The organism is Pseudomonas sp. FBF18, from assembly GCF_024261405.1.
In the GTDB taxonomy this organism is placed as follows: domain Bacteria; phylum Pseudomonadota; class Gammaproteobacteria; order Pseudomonadales; family Pseudomonadaceae; genus Aquipseudomonas; species Aquipseudomonas palmensis.
The window spans coordinates 56,443-77,037 of record NZ_QKRS01000014.1; the positions used below are offsets into that span (position 1 = coordinate 56,443).

5 protein-coding genes are annotated in these 20,595 nt (G+C 67.6%); all 5 read right to left on the reverse strand.

Features of this window, described 5'->3' with window-relative positions:
• Position 1: 1 nt before the first annotated feature.
• The 5 genes from DN387_RS20010 to DN387_RS20030 all read right to left on the reverse strand — a co-directional run bounded on the left by DN387_RS20010 (position 2) and on the right by DN387_RS20030 (position 20,113).
• Positions 2–1,696: a molecular chaperone HscC gene (locus tag DN387_RS20010; RefSeq protein WP_043864413.1), complete on the reverse strand. Its 1,695-nt coding sequence runs from the start codon at positions 1,694–1,696 to the stop codon at positions 2–4.
• A gap of 95 nt (positions 1,697–1,791) precedes the next feature.
• Complete coding sequence (locus tag DN387_RS20015) at positions 1,792–16,800, reverse strand: autotransporter-associated beta strand repeat-containing protein (protein WP_254506261.1); 15,009 nt, start codon at positions 16,798–16,800, stop codon at positions 1,792–1,794.
• Positions 16,801–17,047: 247 nt separating this feature from the next.
• On the reverse strand, positions 17,048–17,422 hold the full coding sequence (locus DN387_RS20020) for a YkgJ family cysteine cluster protein (protein ID WP_043864412.1): 375 nt from the start codon (positions 17,420–17,422) through the stop codon (positions 17,048–17,050).
• Positions 17,423–17,601: 179 nt separating this feature from the next.
• Positions 17,602–18,837, reverse strand: a complete 1,236-nt coding sequence (gene alaC, locus DN387_RS20025; RefSeq protein ID WP_043864411.1) for an alanine transaminase — start codon at positions 18,835–18,837, stop codon at positions 17,602–17,604.
• A gap of 148 nt (positions 18,838–18,985) precedes the next feature.
• Positions 18,986–20,113 carry a hypothetical protein gene (locus DN387_RS20030; protein WP_054916295.1) on the reverse strand — a complete coding sequence of 376 codons (1,128 nt, stop codon included), beginning with the start codon at positions 20,111–20,113 and terminating at the stop codon, positions 18,986–18,988.
• Positions 20,114–20,595: the final 482 nt, after the last annotated feature.

Sequence of the window (20,595 nt, forward strand, 5' to 3'; positions counted from 1 at the left end):
TTCAGCGCCAGCTGTCCTGGCCCAGTTCATTCACGCGCTGTTCGAGCTCGTGGCGCACCTCGCGGATCTGGCGTTCGTCCTGGGTTTCCAGCACGCGCTGGAACTGCGCGGCCCAGGCCCCGATCAGCTCACGTACCTCGCCCAGGCTTTCCTGATACAGGCGCTCCAGGCGCGCCAGCAACAGGGTGTTGGGTTGCTGGTCACGCGGGTGGGTCTTGAGCTCGGCCAGCGCCGCCAGGCGTTCGCGTACCTCTTCGGGGCTGAGTACGCCGGGGTTGTTCTCGATCACCAGGGCATGCTGCTCGCCGGTCAGCGGGATGCTCACCTGGGCTTCGAGAATGCCGTTGATGTCGTAGGTGAAGCGCACGTCCAGGGCCACCTCGCCGGCCTTGCGCCGTGGCACCGGAATCTCCAGCACGCCCAGCAGCACGTTGTCGCGCACCAGGCGGCTCTCGCCCTGGAACACCTTGACCAGCACCTGCTCCTGCTGGTCGCCGACGGTGTACACCGTCTGCACCCGGCTCACCGGCACCACGCTGTTGCGCTCGATGATCGGCAGGTAGTGCCCGCTCTCGTGGCGGTCACCGACCTGGCGCACGGTTTCCATGCCCAGGGTGTAGGAGCACACGTCGGTCAGCACCACCTCTTCGAGCGCGGCATCCCGGGCCTTGAGCGCGGCCTGCACGGCGGCGCCGTGGGCCACCACTTCATCAGGGTTGAGGCTGATCGAAGGGAAGCGCCCGAACAGCCCAGCCGCCAGCTTGCGCACCAGCGGCATGCGCGTGGTACCGCCCACCAGCAGCACTTCGTCCAGGTCCGAGGCGCGGATGCGCGCATCGCGCAGGGCGCGTTCGATGGGGGTGCGCAGGCGTGCCAGCAGCGGTGCGAACAGGTCGGCCAGGGCGTCCTGGGTGTACACGTGGCGCCATTCGCGGCCCTCCACGCGTACCACGAAGTCGGCCTGCTGGGCCTGACCCAGCTGCCGGCGTACACGCTCGGCCTCGCGGCGCAGCGGCTGCAGCAGCGTGGTCGCGCCGGGGAAGTCGTTGCCCTGCTGGGCCTGCACGAAATGCTCCAGCAGCAACTGGTCGAAGTCTTCACCGCCCAGGTAGTTGTCGCCGGCGCTGGCGCGCACCTCCATCACCCCTTCGAACAGCTCCAGAATCGACACGTCGAAGGTGCCGCCACCCAGGTCGAAGACCAGAAACGAGGTTTCCTTGTCGCGCTGGTGCAGGCCGTAGGCGAGTGCGGCGGCGGTGGGTTCGTTGATCAGTTTGTCGACGCGCAGCCCGGCCAGTTCGCCGGCCACGCGGGTGGCCTTGCGCTGGGCATCGCTGAAGTAGGCCGGCACGCTGATGACCGCCTCGGTGACCGGCTCGCCATAGGCACGCTCGACATCTTCCTTGAGGCTCTTGAGCACCAGTGCCGAGAGTTCTTCGGGGCGGTAGGCACGCCCACCCAGGGTGACCTGCTGGTTGCTGCCCATGTAGCGCTTGAACAATGCGGTGGTCAGGTGCGGATGGGTGTGCAGGCGCTCGCGCGCCGCCTGCCCGACCAGCACCCGGCCCTGGTCGTCGAGCCCCACCACGCTGGGGGTGAGCGTGTGGCCGAGTGCGTTGGCCACCAGTTCAGTGGCGCCATCGCGCCACACGGCCACCAGGCTGTGGGTCGTGCCCAGGTCGATACCGACGATCATCAGCGACTTCCCTCTCATCAAATCAGAGGGCGATGGTACTTGAGGTACCTGCGCTCAAGCCACCGCCTTCACGCGCCGTGATCGTCGTTCGCCGCCTAGAACCCCATGCTGAAACTCACCGTTACCGCATGGTCGCGGGTGTCGCTGGACAGTTGCCCCGAATAGCCCAGGCCCAGTTTGCCGGCCTGCCCGATCGACAGGTCCAGCCCCGCCTCGACCACCGCCGCATCGCGGGCGATCGGCACGCCCTGGGTGGTGAAGCCGGCGCCGCCCTCGATGAAGCGCAGGTCGGCATCGGGCTTGGTGTCGCCGTAGGCATGCCGCCAGCCCAGGCTGCCACGCGGGGTCAGGGTGCTGCCGTTGGCCAGCTTGAACGCCTTGCCCGCCCGCAGGCCCACGGTGGAGAAGGTGATGTCCTGGTCGGCACTGGCCTTGAGCCGCGCCGCGCCGCCCTTCTCGCGTGCAGTGTCGCTGTCGTAGTTGACGTAGGCCAGGCCCGCGAACGGTTCCAGCGCCACGCCGCCTGCCTCGATGGCGTAGCTCACCTCGCCGAACACCTGCGCGGTGCGCGCCTTGTACTTGGCCTTGAGGCGGTCGTCGTAGCTGCCGATGGCGACGTCACGCTTGCTCTCGATGTCGTGCCAGCTGTACGCCGCACCCACGCGGGCCGAGAAGGCATCGAGCTGGTAGCCCAGGTAGGTGGCCAGGTGGTAGCTGTCGATGCTCGCATCGGAACGGCGGCCGCTGGCATCCAGGTCGCTGCGGGTATAGCCGGCGGCCACGCCCACGCGCCAGTCGCTGTTCAGGCTGCGGTCCACCCCGAGCAGGAAGCCCTGCACGTTGCGGTCGATGCTGGCGCTGTTGCTGTTGCCGTCCATCTTGCCCCAGGTGCCCAGTGCCTGCGCCCAGCCCACGGCCTCGTCGTGGCAACCGTCGCTGGTGAGCTGGTTGGCGTTCGGTGCCAGGGCCCGACGCGGACCCTCCTCGCGCATGCAGCCTGGCTGGCGCAGGCGGTCGTTGACCGCTTCGCGCACGTAGCGCGAGTCTTCGATCAGCGCACTGGCGGTACTGGCATGGATCTCGCCCGACAGGCTGTCCAGCGCCGCCTGAACGCCACCACGGTTCTGCGCCATGACCGCGCCCAGTACCGCCGCCGGTGCCCCGCTGCTGCCCAGTGCGCCGGCCACGGCCTGCTGGTTGGGGGTCGAAGCCACATCGCCGAGGCTGGTGCCGTTGCGGCTGATGGTGACGCCGACCTGGTTGCTGCCGTAGTTGAGGGTGGTGTCGTAGAACGGCGTATCCGGCAACTGCACGGTGGTGAAGGTGCCGTTCACCCCGCCGCCGGCAGTCACCACGGTGTACTGCGCGTTGCCCGAGGCCGGTGCCGAGTTCAGCACCACCAGGCTGCCGCCCAGGTTGGCCGTGCCGCCCACGGTCAGGCCGCTGCTGGCGGGGTTGCCGACCACCACTTGCAGGGTGCCGCCCGGGGCGTTGGTGAAGTTGCCGCCGACCTTGAGCCCACTGGCCGGGTCAGGCTGCACCACACCGTTGTTGACCAGCGAGCCCACGCTGCCGTTGCCGCTCAGTGCGGCACCGGCCCCCACCGTGACCTTGGCCCCGAGCACCGTGCCCGGGTTGGCCGCATTGCCCACCAGCAGCAGGCCCTGGTTGACCGCCAGGTTGCCGCTGAACGGCTGGTTGCCGGTCAGCAGCAGGCTGCCGCTACCCTGCTTGACGGTGTTGCCGGTGCCGCTGAGCACACCGTTGAAGCGGCCGTCGGTGTCCTGCTGGAACACCAGGCTGGCGTTGTCGACGATGTTGCCCTGCAGGCTGGTGGTGTTGCCCACCAGCGTACCGCCGCTGACCCTGGTGCCGCCGGTGTAGGTGTTGGCGCCGCTCAGGATCAGCGTGCCTGCGTCGAGTTTTTCGATACCGCCCGCGCCCACCAGCGGCGCCGAGATCTGCGTGCTGTCGCCGGTGTTCACGCGCACGGCGGCCAGGTCGCCATTGGCTGCATTGACCGGTGTCAGGCTGCCGCCGCTGCCGGCCACCAGCTGGTAGCCGCCGGTGAGGAACTGCAGGCCGGTGAAGGACTGGTTGCCGGCCACGGTGACGGTCCCCGCCTGACCACCGAACACGCCGAACTGCGCATCCCAGGTTTCGCTCAGGTTGCCGTTGACGTCGGTCCAGTTGGTGCCGTTGCCCCAGGTACCGCTGCCGCCACCGATGGTGCCGTCGGCATTGGTCTTGCCGCCGTTCCAGAACTGCAGTGCACCATCGGCGCCCTGCACCACCAGGTTGATCTGCTGGGCGATGGCCGTCTGCAGGGTCAGTTGGCCTGGCAAGGTGCCGCCTGGCAGCAGGCCGAACAGCAGGCCGTTGTCGGTCAGGTTGCCACCGTAGCTGAACAGTTGGTAAACGCCGCTGCCGAAGCCACCGGCATTGCTGATGTTGAGCGTGCCATCAAGGGTGAGGTCGCCCGCCACCTTGACCACGGTGGTCGAGGCCGATGCCTGCCCGAGCGTCAGGTCGACATTGCTGCCGGCATCCAGGTTGAGCACACCGACCTTGAGTGGCGTGGCGCCGCTGCCCGCCGCCAGGGTCGCACCGCTGGCCAGGTTGACCGTGCCGGCGTAGTTGCCGCTGCCGCCCAGGGTCGCCCCGTTGTTGACCTGCACCGTGGCACTGGCCAGGCTGCCGTTGACCAGCAGGCTGCCGGCGTTGACCGTGGTGGCGCCGGTGAAGCCGCTGTTGCCGGTCATCAGCAGTTGCCCGCTGCCGTTCTTGATCAACGTGCCGCTGCCGGTGAGGTTGCCGGTGTAGGTACCGTTGCTGGCCTGTTCGAAGGTCAGCGCGGCGTTGTTGAGGATCGCGCCCTGCAGGCTGCTGGTATTGCCCTGCACGCTGCCGGCGTTGAAGGTGCTGCCGCCGCTGTAGGTGTTGGCACCGCTCAGCAGCAGTGCGCCATTGCCGTTTTTCACCAGGCTGCCGTTGCCGCTGATCACCCCGTTCAGGGTCAGGTCGTGGCTGCCGCCCAGGGTCAGTTGCGAGGCCAGGCTGACGGCGTTGCCCAGTTGCAGGTCAAGCGTGCCGTCCAGCTGCGCAGTGCCACCCACCGTGAGCGCGCCGCTGCCCAGTGCAGCGTTGTCGCCCAGGGTCAGGCTGCCGGCATTGAGGCGCGTGCCGCCCTGGTAGGTGTTGGCGCCGGCCAGGGTCAGGTCGGCCGTACCGTTCTTCACCAGGCTGCCGCTGCCGCTGACGAGGTTGGTGAGATCAAGGTCATTGCTGCCCGCGATGGTCAGCGCACCGCCGAGCGTCACGGCGTTGCCCAGGGTCACGGCCTGGTTGGCATCCAGCGTGGTGCCGTCGGCAGCCGTCAGCGCGCCGCTGCCCAGGGCGGTGTTGCTGCCCACCACCAACGTGCCGCCGTTGAGCTGGGTGCCGCCGGTATAGCCGTTGTTGCCGTTGAGCACCAGGGTGCCGCCTTCGAGCTTGGCCAGGGTGCCGCTGCCGTTGATGTCCACGTTCAGCGTGGCGCTCACGCCGTTGCCGATACGCACGTTGCCGGTGCCCTGGGCACCGTTGGTGAGGTTCAGCGCGTCACCGCTCAGCACGTAGCCGTTGTCGAGGAACTGCAGGCCGTTGACGGTCTGCACACCATCGACGGTCACCGCGCCACCCGTGCCCTGGAACACCGCGAAGGTGCCGTTCCAGGCCTGGTTGAGCGCTCCGTTGGCATCGGTCCAGTTGGTGCCGCCGACGCTCCAGACACCGGCGCCGCCGTCGACCGATCCATTGCCGACGGTCTGGCTGCCGTCCCAGAACAGCACATTGTTGTTGCTGCCGCCCACCACCAGGTTGACCTGGTTGTTGACGGCGGTCTGCACATCCAGATCGCCCGCGATGACCCCATTGGGCACGCTGCCGATGGCCAGGCCGTTGTTGGTCAGCGCGCCGCTGTAGTCGATCAGGCGATACACGCCCGCACCGAACCCGCCCAGGTCGGTGACATTGAGCTTGCCGTCCAGGGTCAGGTTGCCGCCCACGTTGATCAGCGCCGGGGTACCCACCACAGGGGCGCCCAGGGCCGCATCCAGGTTGGCGTCCGCGCCCAGTACCAGCGAGCCGACGCTCAGGGTATCGCCGCTGCGCAGCGACAGGTGCCCGCCGTCGGCGACGGTCAGCGCGCCGCCGAGGCTGCCGGTGCCGCCCAGGGTGCTGCCGCTGTTCACAGTGACGGTGCTGCTGGCCAGGCTGCCATTGACGATGAGGCTGCCGCCGCTGACGGTGGTGGCCCCGCTCAGGGTATTGCCACCGCCCAGGGTCAGCGTGCCGGTGCCGGTCTTGTCCAGCGTACCGGTGCCGCTGAGCACCCCGCCGAACGTGCCCTCGCCCACTTGCAGGCCGGTACCGGCACCCACGTTCACGGTGCCGCTGCCGCTGAGCTCGCCCAGGTTGGTGGTGCCGCCCAGGTTGAGGCTGGCGCCGTTGCCCAGGTTCAGCTCGGCCGGGTTGCCGAGTGCACCGCTGCCCACCGTGCTGAGGCTGCCGGAGAGAATGTTGAGGATGCCGCTGAAGCTGTTGTTGCCGCTGAGGGTGAGGTTGGCCGCACCGTTCTTGTTCAGGGTGCCCGCACCGCTGAGCACGCCGGCCAGGGTCAGGTTGTTGGTGCCCGCCACGTTGAGCGTGCCGCCCACATCCACCGCGTTGGCCAGGGTCATGGCGCTGGTGGTGGTCAGGGTGGAGGTGCCGCTGACACTCAGGGCACCGCTGCCCAGCGCCGAGCCGTTGCCCAGGGTCAGGTTGCCGGCACCCAGCTGGGTGCCGCCGCTGTAGGTGTTCACCCCGGTGAGGGTCAGGCCGCCGCTGCCGGTGTGGTTCAGGCTGCCCGTGCCACTGATGACACCGCCCAGGGTGAGGTTGTTGCTGCCCGGCAGGGTCAGGCCGGCGTTGAGCACGATGGCATTGGCCAGTGACAGCGCACTGCCATTGACCAGGCTGGAGGCGCCACTGACGGTGAGCGCGCCACTGCCCAGCGCCCCGGCGTTGCCGACATTCAGGGTGCCGCTCTGCAGTACGGTACCGCCCGTGAAACCGTTGGCACCGTTGAGCGTGAGGCTGCCGCTGCCCTGCTTGGTGAGGCTGCCGGCGCCGTTGACCAGGCCATTGAGGGTCAGGTCGTTGCTGCCGAGCAGCGTCAGGTTGCCGCTCAGGTTGAAGGTGTTGGCCAGCGCCAGCGCGCTGCTGCTGTCCAGTTGCGTGCCCGCGGCCGCGTTGAGGGCGCCGACGCCCAGTGCGGTGTCTCTGCCCAGTACCAGCGTGCCGGCATTCAGGGCGGTAGGGCCGGTGTAGCTGTTGTCGCCGTTGAGCGTCAGGCTGGCGCCGCCCGCCTTGAGCAGGCCGCCGGTGCCGCTGATGTCACCGTCCAGCGTCAGTGCGTTGCTGCCGGCAATGCTCAGTTGGCCGAGCAGGCCAATGGTGTTGGCCAGGCTCACCGCCTTGTTGCTGTCCAGGGTGGTGCCATTGGCCGCAGTCAGCGTGCCACTGCCCAGCGCGCCGTCATTGCCGACCACCAGGGTGCCGCCATTGAGCTGCGTGCCGCCGGTGTAGCCGTTGGCGCCGTTGAGCACCAGCGTGCCGCTGTCGAGCTTGGCCAGGGTCGCGCTGCCATTGACCGGCAGGCCCAGGGTGGCGGTCACGTTCGGGTCGACACGTACCGCAAAGCTGCCACTGTTGCCGTTGACGGCGTTGAGCACGCCGCCGCTGCCGGCGACCAGCTGGTAGCCGTCGGTGATGAACTGCAGGGCATTGACGGCCTGGCCACCTTCGACCGTGACCACGCCGCCCGCAGCGCCCTGGAACACCGCGAACTGCCCCTGCCAGACGTCGTTGACGGTGCCGTTGAGGTCGGTCCAGTTGGTGGTGGTGCTGTTCCAGGTGCCGCTGCCGCCCTGCACCACGCCATCGGGGACAGTGCCCGCCCCATCCCAGAACTGCACGATCAGGTTGGGCGAGTTGACCAGCACGTTGACCTGGCCGGTAATCGCGGTTTGCAGTTGCAGCTCGCCGGGCGTGACGCTGCCCGGCAGGCTGCCCAGCACCAACCCGTTGTTGGTCAGCGAGCCGTAATCGAACAGGCGATAGATACCATTGCCGAAGCCGCCGTCATCGGTGATGTTGAGCGTGCCACCCAGGGTCAGGTTGCCGGCAACACTGAACAACGAGGTACCGCCGGTGACGGGCGAGCCGAGTGCGACGTCGATGCTGGCGTTTGGCGCCAGCGCCAGCGAGCCGAAGCTGAGCTGGGTGCCGCTGGTGCCGGCCAGGTGGCCGCCGTTGACGATGGTGGTCAGCCCGCCCACGCTGCCGCTGCCGGTCAGGGTCGCGCCGGAATTGACCGTCAGGTTCCCCCCGTTCAGGGCGCCCGACACGTTCAAGGTACCGCCGCTGACCTGGCTGGCGCCGCCCAGGTTGCTGATGCCGGCAAGTTCCAGCACGCCGGTGCCGACCTTGTTCAAGCCGCCGCTGCCGACCAGGGCACCGGCGAAGACGCTGTCCAGGTTGGTACTGCCCAGGCTCAGCGTGCTGCCCAGTCCGATATTGGTGGTGCCGCTGCCGGTGAGTGCACCGATGCTGGTGTTGCCGTTCAGGTTCAGGTCGGTGCCGCTGCCCAGGTTGACACTGGCGACATTGCCCAGGGCGTTGCTATTCAAGGTGGTCAGCATGCCCTGGGTGATATCGAGTGTGCCGCTGAAGGTGTTGTTGCCGAACACCACCAGTTCCTGGGCGCCGCTCTTGATCAGGTTGCCCGAGCCACTGATAACCCCACCCAGGGTCAGGTTGGCGGCCGTGTCCAGGGTCAGGTCGCCATTGACCGCGATGGCATTCAGCAGCGTGACAGCCTGGGTATTGCCCAGGGTGCTGGTGCCCGTCGCGCTCAGTGCGCCGCTGCCCAGCGCAGCGCCATTGGTGACGGTCAGGGTGCCGCCGCCCAGGCTGGTACCACCGGAATAGGTGTTGGTACCGCTCAGGGTCAGGTTGCCGCTACCGGTCTTGATCAGTTGGCTGTTGCCGCTGATCACGCCCCCCAGGCCGAAGTCGTTGCTGCCGTTGACGGTAAGGTTGGCATTGAGGCCGATGCCGTTGTTCACCACCACGGCGCTGTTGCCGCTGTTCAGGCTCGAGTTGCCGGTGACCGACAGCACCCCGGTGCCCAGCGCATTGTTATTGCCCAGCACCAGGGTGCCGGCGGTGAGGATGGTCTCGCCGCTGTAGGTGTTGCTGCCGTTGAGGGTGAGGGTCGCAGCGCCGTTCTTGGTCAGGTCGCCGGGGCCGTCGATCACGCCGTTCAGGGTCAGGTCGTTGCTGCCGCCGACGTTCAGGTTGCCGACGATGTTCAGCGCATTGCCCAGCGTCACCGCCGTGCTGGCATCGAGGATGGTGTTGTTGCTGGTGCGCAGGGTACCGACGCCCAGTGCGCTGTCGCTGCCCACGATCAAGCGGCCGGCGCCCAGCAGGGTGTCGCCGCTGTAGGTGTTGGCGCCGCTCAGGGTCAGGTCGCTGGCGCCGGTCTTGACCAAGCCGCCCGCGCCGCTGATCGCGCCCGTCAGGGCCAGGTTCTGCGCGCCGAGCAGGGTCAGGTTGCCGGTCAGTACCAGGGCATTGTCCAGGGTCAGCGCGGTGCTGGTGTCCAGCGTGGTGGCGCCGGCGGCGGTCAGGGTGCCACTGCCCAGCGCCGTGGCCGAGGTCAGCAGCAAGCCGCCGGCATTGAGCGCGGTACCGCCCTGGTAGGTATTGTTGCCGCCCAGGGTCAGCACCCCGGTGCCGGTCTTGATCAGGCCGCCCGCACCGCTGATGTCGCCGCCCAGGGTCAGGCCGGCGCTGTTGGCGACGGTCAGGTCGGCATTCAGGCCGATGGCGTTGCCCAGGTTCAGCGCGGTGTTGCTGGCCAGGGTGGAGGCGCCGCTGACCGTCAGCGCGCCGCTGCCCAGTGCGGTGGCGTTGCCTAGGGTGAGGGTGCCGGCATTCAGGGTGGTGCCGCCGCTGTAGGTGTTGGCACCGGTGAGGGCGAGGTTGCCGCCACCGGTCTTGATCAGCCCGCCAGTGCCGCTGACCACGCCCGTCAGACCCAGGTCGGTGTTGCCGGCGACCGTCAGGTTGGCGCCCAGGTTGACCGCGTTGGCCAGGTTCACCGCAGCGCTGCTGGCCAGGGTGGACGCCCCGCCCACGCTGAGGCTGCCGTTGCCCAGCGCCAGCGCATTGCCCACGGTAAGGGTGCCGGCGTTCAGGGTGGTGCCGCCCTGCCAGGCGTTGGCACCGGTCAGGGTCAGGTTGCCCGCGCCATTCTTGGTGAGGCTGCCGGCACCGTTGACCTGGCCGCCCAGGGTGATGTCGTGGGTGCCGCAAACGGTCAGGTTGCCGGCCAGCGATACGGCGTTGAGCACGGTGACATCCAGGCTGCTGTCCAGCGTGGTGCCGCCTGCTGCCACCAGGTTACCCAGGCCCAGCGCCTGGTCACTACCCAGGACCAGGCGGCCGCCATTGAGCAAGGTGTTGCCCAGGTGGGTGTTGCTGCCCGACAGGGTAAGCGTCGCGCCACCATTCTTGCTCAACCCGCCGCTGCCGGTGAGGTTGCCGGCAAGGGTCAGGTCGTTGCTGCCGACCACCGTCAGGCCGCCGAGCAGGCCGATGGCATTGCCCAGGGTCACGGCGCTGCTGGCGTCCAGTGACGTGCCGGCCTGTGCAGTGAGCGTGCTGGTGCCCAGTGCGGTGTTGCTGCCGACGATCAGGGTGCCGCCGGCGAGGCTGGTGCTGCCCTGATAGGTGTTGTTGCCATTGAGGGTCAGGCTGGCCGAACCGTTCTTGACCAGCCCGCTGCTGCCGCCGATCACGCCATTGAGCACCAGGTTGCTGGTGCCCGGCAGGGTCAGGTCGGCGCCCAGGTTGATCGCGTTGGCCAGGCTCAGCGGGGTGCTGGTCGCCAGGCTGGACGCGCCGGTGACGTTCAGCGCACCACTGCCCAGTGCCGCACCATTGCCCAGGGTGAGGGTGCCGCCGCCGACGCTGGTGCCGCCCTGGTAGGTGTTGGCACCATTGAGGGTCAGGTTGCCCGTGCCGGTCTTGTTCAGGGCACCGCTGCCGCTGACGATGCCGTTGAGGGTCATGGCGTTGAGGCCGTCGAGGGTCAGGTTGGCGCCCAGGTCGATGGCGTTGGCCAGGTTGGTCGTGGTAGTGCCTGCCAGGCTGCTGGCAGCGGTCACGTGCAGCGCGCCTGTGCCCAGGGCCAGGTCATTGCCCAGCAGCAGCCGGCCAGCGGCCAGGGTGGTGCCGCCGGTGTAGCTGTTGGCGCCGCCCAGGGTGAGCGTGGCAGCGCCGTTCTTGGTCAGGTTGCCGGCGCCGTTGATGCTGCCGTTCAGGGCCAGATCGTTGCTGCCGGCCACCGTCAGGCCGCCGAGCAGGTTGACGCTGTTGCCCAGGGCGATGCTGGCGTTGCTGTCCAGCGTGGTGCCGTTGGCAGCAGTCAGCGCACCGCTGCCCAGCGCCAGGTTGTTGCCTACCACCAGGGTGCCGCCATTGAGGGCGGTGCCGCCGCTGTAGCTGTTGCTGGCGTTTAGCACCAGCGTGCCGCTGTCGACCTTGCTCAGCAGGCCGCTGCCGCCCAGGGCGACACCAACCGTGGCGGTCACACCCGGATCGACACGCACCGTAGTGGCGCCATTGCTGCCATTGACCAGGTTCAGCTGGCCGGTCACGCCATTGAGCAGGCGGTAGCCATCGGTGACGAACTGCAGGCCGGTGATCGACTGCGCGCCATTGACCAGCACGTCGCCTGCGGCGCCCTGGAATACCGCGAAGTTGCTGCTCCAGTCACGGTTGCCGGTGCCGTTGACCGTGGTCCAGTTGGTACTCAGGGCATCCCAGGTGCCGTTGCCGCCCTGGATCACGCCGTTGCCGACCAGGCCGGTGCCGTCCCAGAACAGCACGCTGCCATTGGCGCCACCGACCAGCAGGTTGACCTGGCTGCCGATCGAGGTCTGTACCTGCAGGTCGCCGAGCTGCACGCTGCCGGGAATGCTGCCGATCACCAGGCCGTTGTCGGTGAGCTGGCCGGTGTAGTTGATCAGGCTGTAGATACCGGTGCCAAAGCCGCCGATGTCGCTGACATTGAGGGTGCCGTCCAGGGTCAGGTTGCCGTTGACCTTGATCAGCGCATTGCCGCCGGTAGCCGGCGAACCAAGGCCCACGTCCAGATTGGAGTTGGCGTTGAGCACCAGCGAGCCCAGGGTCAGGCTGTTGCCGCTGTTGGCCGCCAGGTGGCCGCCATCGGCGATGGTCACCGCGCCCAGCACGCTGCCGGTGCCAGTACTGGTGAGGGTGGCGCCGGTATTGACCTGCACCAGGTTGCTGCCCAGCGAACCGGTGACGTTCAGGGTGCCGCCATTGACCTGGGTGGTACCGCTCAGCAGGCTGTTGTTGCCGGCCAGTTCCAGGCTGCCGCCGCCGACCTTGATCAGGCCACCGGCCCCGGCCAGGCCGCCGGTGAACACGCTGCTGGCATCCCCCGCGCCCACGCTCAGGTTGGTACCGGCCCCCAGGTTCACGCTGCCGCTGCCGGTGAGGCTGGCAAGGCTGCTGCTGTTGCCCAGGTTGAGGCTGGCGCCCAGCCCCACGTTCACCGCCGAGGCATTGCCCAGTGCGCCGGCACCGACCGTGGTCAGGCTGCCGTTGAGCACATTGACCGCGCCGCTGAAGGTGTTGTTGCCGCTCAGGGTCAGGTCGGCCAGGCCATTCTTGATCAGGCCACCGGTGCCGCTGATCACCCCGCCCAGGCTCAGGTCGTTGTTGCCCGCCAGGCTCAGGTCGGCATTGAGCACCAGGTTGTTGCCCAGTGCGAAGCTGGCGCTGTTGTCCAGGCTGGCGTTGCCGGCCACGGTCAACGCGCCGGTGCCCAGGGCATTGGCATTGCCCAGGGTCAGGCCGCCGGCATTGAGCACGGTGCCGCCCTGGAAGGTGTTGACGCCATTGAGGGTCAGGTTGCTCGCCCCGTTCTTGACCAGCCCGGCGGCGCCGCTGATCACTCCGCCCAGGGTCAGGTCGTTGCTGCCGGCCAGGCTCAGGTTGGCACCCAGGTTGATCGCGTTGGCCAAGGCGAAGCTGGCGCTGTTGTCGAGGCTGGCCGCACCGGTCACGTTCAGTGCGCCATTGCCCAGCGCCGAGGCATTGCCCAGCACCAGCGCGCCGGCATTGAGCAAGGTCCCGCCGGTGAAGGTGTTGAGGCCATTGAGGGTCAGGGTGGCGGCACCATTCTTGATCAGTTGGCCGGCCCCGGCGATCACACCGCCCAGGGTCAGGTCATTGCTGCCGACAACGCTCAGGTTGGCGTTCAGGTTCACCTGGTTGGCCAGGTTGAGCGCCACGCTGTTGTCGAGCGTGGCAGCGCCGCCCACGTTCAGTGCGCCGCTGCCCAGTGCCTGGTTGTTGCCAAGGCTGAGGCCGCCGCCATTGAGGTTGGTACCGCCTTGATAGGTATTGGCCGCGTTCAGGCCGAGGGTGGCCGTGCCCGTCTTGGTCAGGCTGCCGGTGCCGCCCACCACGCCGTTGAGCGTCAGGTTCGCGGCCCCGCCGATGCCCAGGTTGCCGGCCAGGTTGACCAGGTTGGCCAGGCTGACCGCCGTGCTGGCCTCCAGCTGGGTGTTGCCGGCTGCGTTCAGCACGCCGGTGCCCAGCGCGGTGTTGCTGCCGACGATCAATTTGCCGGCGTTCAGGTTGGTGGCGCCGCTGAAGGTGTTGGCGCCGCTCAGGGTCAGGTCGGCACCGCCGGCCTTGGTCAGGCCGCCTGCGCCGCTGATCACGCCGCCGAGGTTGAGGGTGTTGCTGCCCAGCAGGTTGAGGTTACCGGCCAGGGTCACGGCATTGCCCACCGTCAGGGCTTTGGTGGCGTCCAGCGAGGTGTTGCCGGCAGCAGCCAGCGTACCGGTGCCCAGTGCGGTGTTGTTGCCCAGGATCAGCGTGCCGGCATTGAGCGCCACGCCGCCACCGAAGGTATTGGCAGCGCCCAGCGTCAGGTTGGCCGCACCGTTCTTGCTCAGGCCCGAGGCGCCGCTGATGACGCCGTTCAGGGTCAGGTTGCTGGTGCCCGGCAGGGTCAGCACGCCATTGAGGACCACGGCATTGGCCAGTACCAGCGGTGAACTGTTGGCAAGGCTCGCCGCGCCGCCGACAGTCAGGGCGCCGGTGCCCAGCGCTGCGGCACTGGCCAGGGTCAGGGTACCGGCGTTCAGGGTGGTACCGCCGAGGAAGGTGTTGTTGCCGCTGAGGGTCAGGTTGGTGGTGCCGTTCTTGATCAGGCTGCCATTGCCGCTGATCAGGCCTTGCAAGGCCAGGTCGTTGCTGCCGTCGAGGGTCAGCGCGCCGTTGAGCGTGAGGGCGTTGCCCAGGGTCACGCCCGGGGCAGCGTCAAGGCGGGTACCGTCCGCCGCGATCAGTGCGCCCTGCCCCAGCGCCGTGCTGCTGCCGAGCACCAGCTTGCCGGCGTTGAGCCGGGTATTGCCCACGTAGGTGTTGTTGCCGGCAAGGGTCAGGTCGGCCGCGCCGTTCTTGATCACGCCGCCCGCGCCACTGATCGGGCCGCCCAGGCCAAGATTGGCCGTGCCGCCGACGGTCAGGTCGGCGCCAAGATTGACCGCGTTGGCCAGGGTGAGTGCCACGCTCGCATCCAGGCTGGCGGTGCCCGTGGTGTTCAGGGCGCCGCTGCCCAGGGCGTTGGCCGCGCCCACCATCAGGCCGCCGGCATTGAGCGTCACACCGCCCTGGAAGCTGTTGTTGCCGTTGAGCGTGAGCAGCGCGGCGCCGTTCTTGACCAGCCCGCCGCTGCCCGACACCACGCCGCCGAGCGTGAGGGCATTGCTGCCGGCCAGGGTCAGGTTGCCGCCCAGGCCGATGGCATTGGCCAGGGCAACCGAGCTGGTGCTGTCCAGCGTGGTGCCATCGGCCACGGCCAGCGTGCCGGTACCCAGCGCCGCATTGTTGCCGACGATCAGCTTGCCGGCCTGCAACTGCACCCCGCCGCCGAAGGTATTGGCCGCGCCCAGGGTGAGGTCGGCCGCACCGCTCTTGATCAGCCCGCCCGTACCGCTGACCACGCCCCCCAGGGTGGTCGCGCTGGTGCCCAGCAGGCTCAGCGTGTTGGCGCCGAGCACCACGGCGTTGTTGAGGTTGACTGCGCTGCTGGCGTCCAGGCTGGCATTGGCGCCCAGGGTCAGCGCGCCGGTACCCAGCGCCGCACCGTTGCCTACGGTCAGGCTGCCGCCGTTGAGCAGCAGGCCGCCGGTGAAGGTGTTGGTGCCCGTGAGGTTGAGGTTGGTGGTGCCGTTCTTGACCAGGCTGCCGTTGCCGCCGATGACGCCGCCTAGGGTCAGGTTGTTGCTGCCGGTGAGGGTCAGCGCACCGCCCAGGTTGATGGCGTTGGCCAGGGTCATCGCACTGCTGGTGTCCAGGCTGGTGCCGGCGGCCGCAGTCAATGCACCGCCCCCCAGCGCGGCGGCATTGCCGAGGATCAGCTTGCCGGCGCCCAGCGTGGTACCGCCGCTGTAGGTGTTGCTGGCGGCCAGGGTCAGGTCGCCGCTGCCGGTCTTGTTCAGCGAACCGGTGCCGCTGACCACACCGCCCAGGGTCAGCGCATTGCTGCCGGGCAGGCTCAGCGCTGCCGACAGCTGCACGGCGTTGCTCAGCACCAGCGGTACCGAGCCCTGCAGGCTGCCGGCCCCGGTAACGCTCAGGCTGCCGGTGCCCAGGGCCGCAGCGTTGGCGAGCGACAGTACGCCAGCATTGAGGAAGGTGCCGCCGGTATAGGTATTGGCCCCGCTCAGGCCCAGGGTGCCGGCGCCTGTCTTGGTCAAGGCGCCGCTACCGCTGACGATGCCGGTGAGGGTCAGGTTGTTGTCGCCGATGATGCCGAGCCCGCCGGCACCGAGGGTGACGGCGTTGGCCAGCGACAGGTTGGCCGCGCCCGCACCCAGCGCGCCACCGTTGGCCGCGATGGTGCCGGTGCCGAAGGTCGAGGCGTCGTCGAACACCAGCGAGCCGCCGTTGAGGCTGGTGCTGGTGACCCCGAGCAACGCGCCGGAGAGTGTCCAGGTGCCGCTCTGCACGAGCAGGTTGTTGAAGTTGATGTAGTTGCTGGCCGAAAGCGTGCCCGTGCCGCCGGTACCGGTGCCCCCGCCGATGGCGTTCTGCAGGGCAAGGGTGTTGCTGCCGCCGGCACCGCCGTCGACCTTGCCGCTAGGCGCATACAGCAGGTTGATGCCGGCGATGCCCAGGTCGACGCCTACACCTCCCCCGCTACTGACACTGGAACCTGTGATTGCGTTGAAGCGGTTGGTGGAGTTCGCCCCCATCGACACGCCGCCACTGATCGCGCCACTGTTGGTGAAGGTATTGCCGGTGGCAGTGCCCGATGCCTGGAACGCCACGCGACCGATGATGGTGCCGGTGTTGGTCATGTTCACGCTGCCGCCGCCATACACCGCCACCACCGGGGCGTCTGGGGCCAGCACGCTGACGCCGACAATGTTCGATGAACCGATGGTGCCGTCGTTGACCAGCGTGGTAACGCCACCGTTGCCGTTCTGCACGCTCAGGGCCAGGCCGTTGAGGTTGAGCAGGCTGGCACTGAGCACACCGGTGGTGCCCTTGATCACGCCACCGCTGAAGTTGGTGATGCTGACCGTGCTGGCCGCCGCGTTGCCGACCTTGATCCCGGAGCTGAGCCCGCTCAGGATCCCGAGGAATGCGGGGTCGATGGTGCCCGAGTTGTTCAGGGTGACGTTGTTGCCGGTCAGGTTGACTGCCGTGCCGAGCAACGGCGCGTTGATCTGCGAGCCATTGCTCAGGTTAAGGGTCAGGTTGTTGGCGGAGGAAGTGACGTTGCCGTTCAACCCAGGGGTGCAGGTGACCGTCGCGCCCGCACCGGGGATCAGCGGGGTACAGGCGGCACTGGCCGTTGCACTGAACAGGCCGAAAGCGATTCCCGCGGTGGCCAGGCTCACGGCCAGCGACAAGGGGCGAACACGGGTGGGGGCAAGCTTGACGGCACGTCTGTCCACGGGCGACTCCTTCGTGGATCAGGCAGTTCGTTCCTTGAATGCGTGCGACGGGTACGCCGTGGAAACTACACACACTAACGTCGAAATGCCTGACCTTGGCGACTACGATTCCAGTGCTGGAATATGTAGCCGCTTTCCCGGAGCCCTTGCGCAAAGGCGTTACGTCAAATGGTGTTAATACTTTGGCAATGGGCCCCGTGAATACAGGGCCTCGTCAAACTTACAGCGTCAGCCAACCGACGAACGGTCAGGCCACCTCCGGGTCTTCGGCGGGCCAGAACGGCTCGTTGGCTTCCAGAGGGGGCAGGCCGTGGGCGGCCCGCGCCGCGTTGCAGTCGTCGTTGGGCTGGCCATTGACCCAGGCGGCATCGAACTCGCGGCAGGGGCTGGAGCGCTGGGCATAGAGCGAACAGCTGACGCTCTTGCCGATCTCGCCTTCAAGCCCTATGCAGCGACACGGCTTGGCGTCGGTGCCGATCATCGCCACCCGGGTCGGGTTGATCTGCACCACCAGTTCATCAGGCACGACACCCCCGGCCGAGGTGCATTCACCCCAGAAAAAGGACACACGGAAATACGCGCAGCAGGCACCGCAAGTCAAACAAGGATTGTTTTCGGACATGATTTGGGAGGGGGGGAGAAGTATCGTTGGAGGGAGAAACCCGACGATCATTCTATGCTTCGGCGTGGCGTTGAAAAGGGGGGCAGTGAAAGAAATATGGGCGGCCGACGGAAGGCGGTGTCGCGCCCTTCGCCGGCAAGGCCGGCTCCTACGGGAGCAGGCCTTGCCGGCGAGGTGCATCACGACGTACGTGAAGCCCTGGCCGCCTTCGGCGCCTCGATGCCATCGGCACGGAACATCTGGCGGATGCCGCGCACCGCCTGGCGAATGCGGTCCTGGTTCTCGATCAGGGCAAAGCGCACATGGTCATCGCCATAGTCGCCAAAGCCGATGCCCGGCGACACGCATACCTTGGCTTCGGCCAGCAGCTTCTTGGCGAACTCCAGCGAACCCAGGTGCGCGTACTGCTCAGGGATCTTGGCCCACACGTACATCGAGGCCTTGGGGTTCTCGACCATCCAGCCGGTCTCGTGCAGCCCCTTGACCAGCACGTTGCGCCGCTGGCGGTACTGCTCGGCGATGTCGCGCACGCACTGCTGGTCGCCTTCGAGCGCCGCGATCGCCGCCACCTGCAACGGGGTGAAGGTGCCGTAGTCGTGGTAGCTCTTGATTCGCGCCAGGGCGTTGACCAGCTCCGGGTTGCCGACCATGAAGCCGATCCGCCAGCCGGCCATGTTGTAGCTCTTGGACAGCGTGAAGAACTCCACGGCGATGTCCTTGGCACCCGGCACCTGCATGATCGACGGGGCCTTCCAGCCGTCGTAGACGATGTCGGCATAGGCCAGGTCGTGGATCACCAGCACGTCGTACTGCTTGGCCAGTGCCACCACCCGCTCGAAGAAGTCCAGCTCCACGCACTGCGCGGTGGGGTTGGAGGGGAACCCCAGGATCATCATCTTGGGCTTGGGGATCGACTCGCGGATCGCCCGCTCCAGCTCGTTGAAGAAGTCCACGCCGGGCACCAGCGGCACCGAACGCACCTGAGCCCCGGCGATCACCGCGCCGTAGATGTGGATCGGGTAGCTGGGGTTGGGCACCAGCACGGTATCGCCGTGGTCCAGGGTGGCCAGCATCAGGTGGGCCAGGCCCTCCTTGGAGCCGATGGTGACAATGGCTTCGGACTCGGGGTCGATCTCGACGTCGTAGCGGTCCTTGTACCAGTGCGAGATGGCCCGGCGCAGGCGCGGGATACCGCGCGAGGTGGAGTAGCCGTGGGTGTCTTCGCGCTGGGCGACCTGTACCAGCTTCTCGACGATGTGCGGCGGCGTGGCCCCGTCGGGGTTGCCCATGCTCAGGTCGATGATGTCTTCGCCACGACGGCGCGCGGCCATCTTGAGTTCGGCGGTGATGTTGAATACGTAGGGGGGGAGACGATCTATGCGCGCAAAGCGGCGCGGCGAACCTTGGTCAGCCATGGTTACCTCGAGGACGTAAGCGCCCGGAACCGTCCGAGCGACGTTGGCCACTGCGGTGGCCGAGGCAGAAGATAGTGCCTGCAGGCAATGCCTGTAAAGTGGATTCGATCGCGGGCCGCGCAGCGCGGCCGCGACCGATGCCGGGGTGTCAGCACAGACGCTCGAACGACAGCGAGCGCCAGCTCCCCACATCCAGGCCCTCCTCCGGCGCCATGTGGGCCCCGCGCACGAAGCTGAAAGCCTTGCGCATATCGCCCTGGTGGACCAGCCGATGCTCCCCTTCGGACTCGCTCAGCAGCGTGTAGGAGTGCTTGCGCATGGCCCTGTAGCGGGCATCGTCGCGGTCCATGGCATCCAGGTAGTCGGCCACCTGCCCTTCGCTCAGCTCAAGGCGTTTTTGCAGCGTCACGCCCCAGCGGGTCAGGCAGGTTTCGGCAAAATGGCGCACGATCAGGCCCGGGTCGGGCAGCTCGTTGCCGGCACTGGCGCCATCGGCCGAGGCATTGCCCACCAGCGTGGCGTGGCGTCCTGGCAGCGGAAAGATGTGGACACGGGTATCGGGATAGGTGGACGGGATGACGCAGGCGAAGCCCTTGGAGCGCTCGTCGCGAGAAAAGAAACCCACGTACTCCTTCACGTTGGGGCGCAGGTGCAGGCGGTGTGGCTGCAGGTTGTTGATCCCGGGCACGGGGTCGATGGCAAAGATGTTCACCGGCACGTGGGCCAGTTGCGGGTCGTCGGCCATGGCGTTGGCGAGCATGTGGGCACTGATGCCGCCGCGGCTCCAGCCCACGATGTTGACCTGATCGGGAATCAGGCCGTCCTTGCGGTGCATGCGGATGATGCCTTCCTGGAGTTGCTGCGGGGTCACACCGCGGTCGCCATAGTCGTACTGGCGCCAGAACCAGGAACCCTCCTTCTTCACGTCCTCGATCGGCACGCCGGCTGACTTCAGGCGGTTGTAGTCCTGCTCTGTGAGTTTTTCGCGCTGCCAGGTGCAGGAGCCCTTGATGACCTGCAGGGCGTGGGCCACGTTCTGCTCCCAGCCGGCGCCGAACAGGGTGCCGGTGAGGCCGTATTCCTTGTTTTCGATGAACAGGTCATCGGCCTGCAGGTTGCCGCTGCCCGGGCCGTCGATGGCGATCCAGTTGGCGAACTCGCGGCTCTGGTCGTTGGAAGCAAGGGTGGCGACCAGTTCGCCGTTCCAGAAATTGGGGTTCTGGTCATCGAAACGGTGCGATCCGGTGCCGCAGAAGTAAACGGTCAGAATGCTCATGGCGGTGTGCTCCTTGGGGTGGGGAGCCGTCACGCTAGCAATGCCGGGGGTTGTGTGTTCAGCGGGGAGTGGTGCCCGGGTGGGAGGGATTGCCGGCCGTTGGCACGCACCGATCCAGAGGCCTTGCTCCGGCTTTTGATCTGCTTTTGATCTGCTTTTGATCTTCTGGCCCTTCAGAAGGCCGAGTGGAGCGCCTGCGTAGTGGGGTGTAGGGCCATGGATGGCCCGGAAAGTGCCGACGGGCAGGGACGCCCGTGCGGCGCGGCCCCCGGAGCAGGTGCGGAGCGAGGGGACCCGGAGCGAAGCGTAGGGCCGTATGCAGGGCCCAGCCCTTTTGGTTACTTTTGGGGCGTTTGCCAAAAGTGACCCGCTGTAAGAGCGGAAGGCGCCGCTCGCAGCGCTATCCATGTCGGATAATCACACCGACATGAAAATCGACAATCATGTGCTTATCCAGCATGGATATCGACATTTAGGGCCCC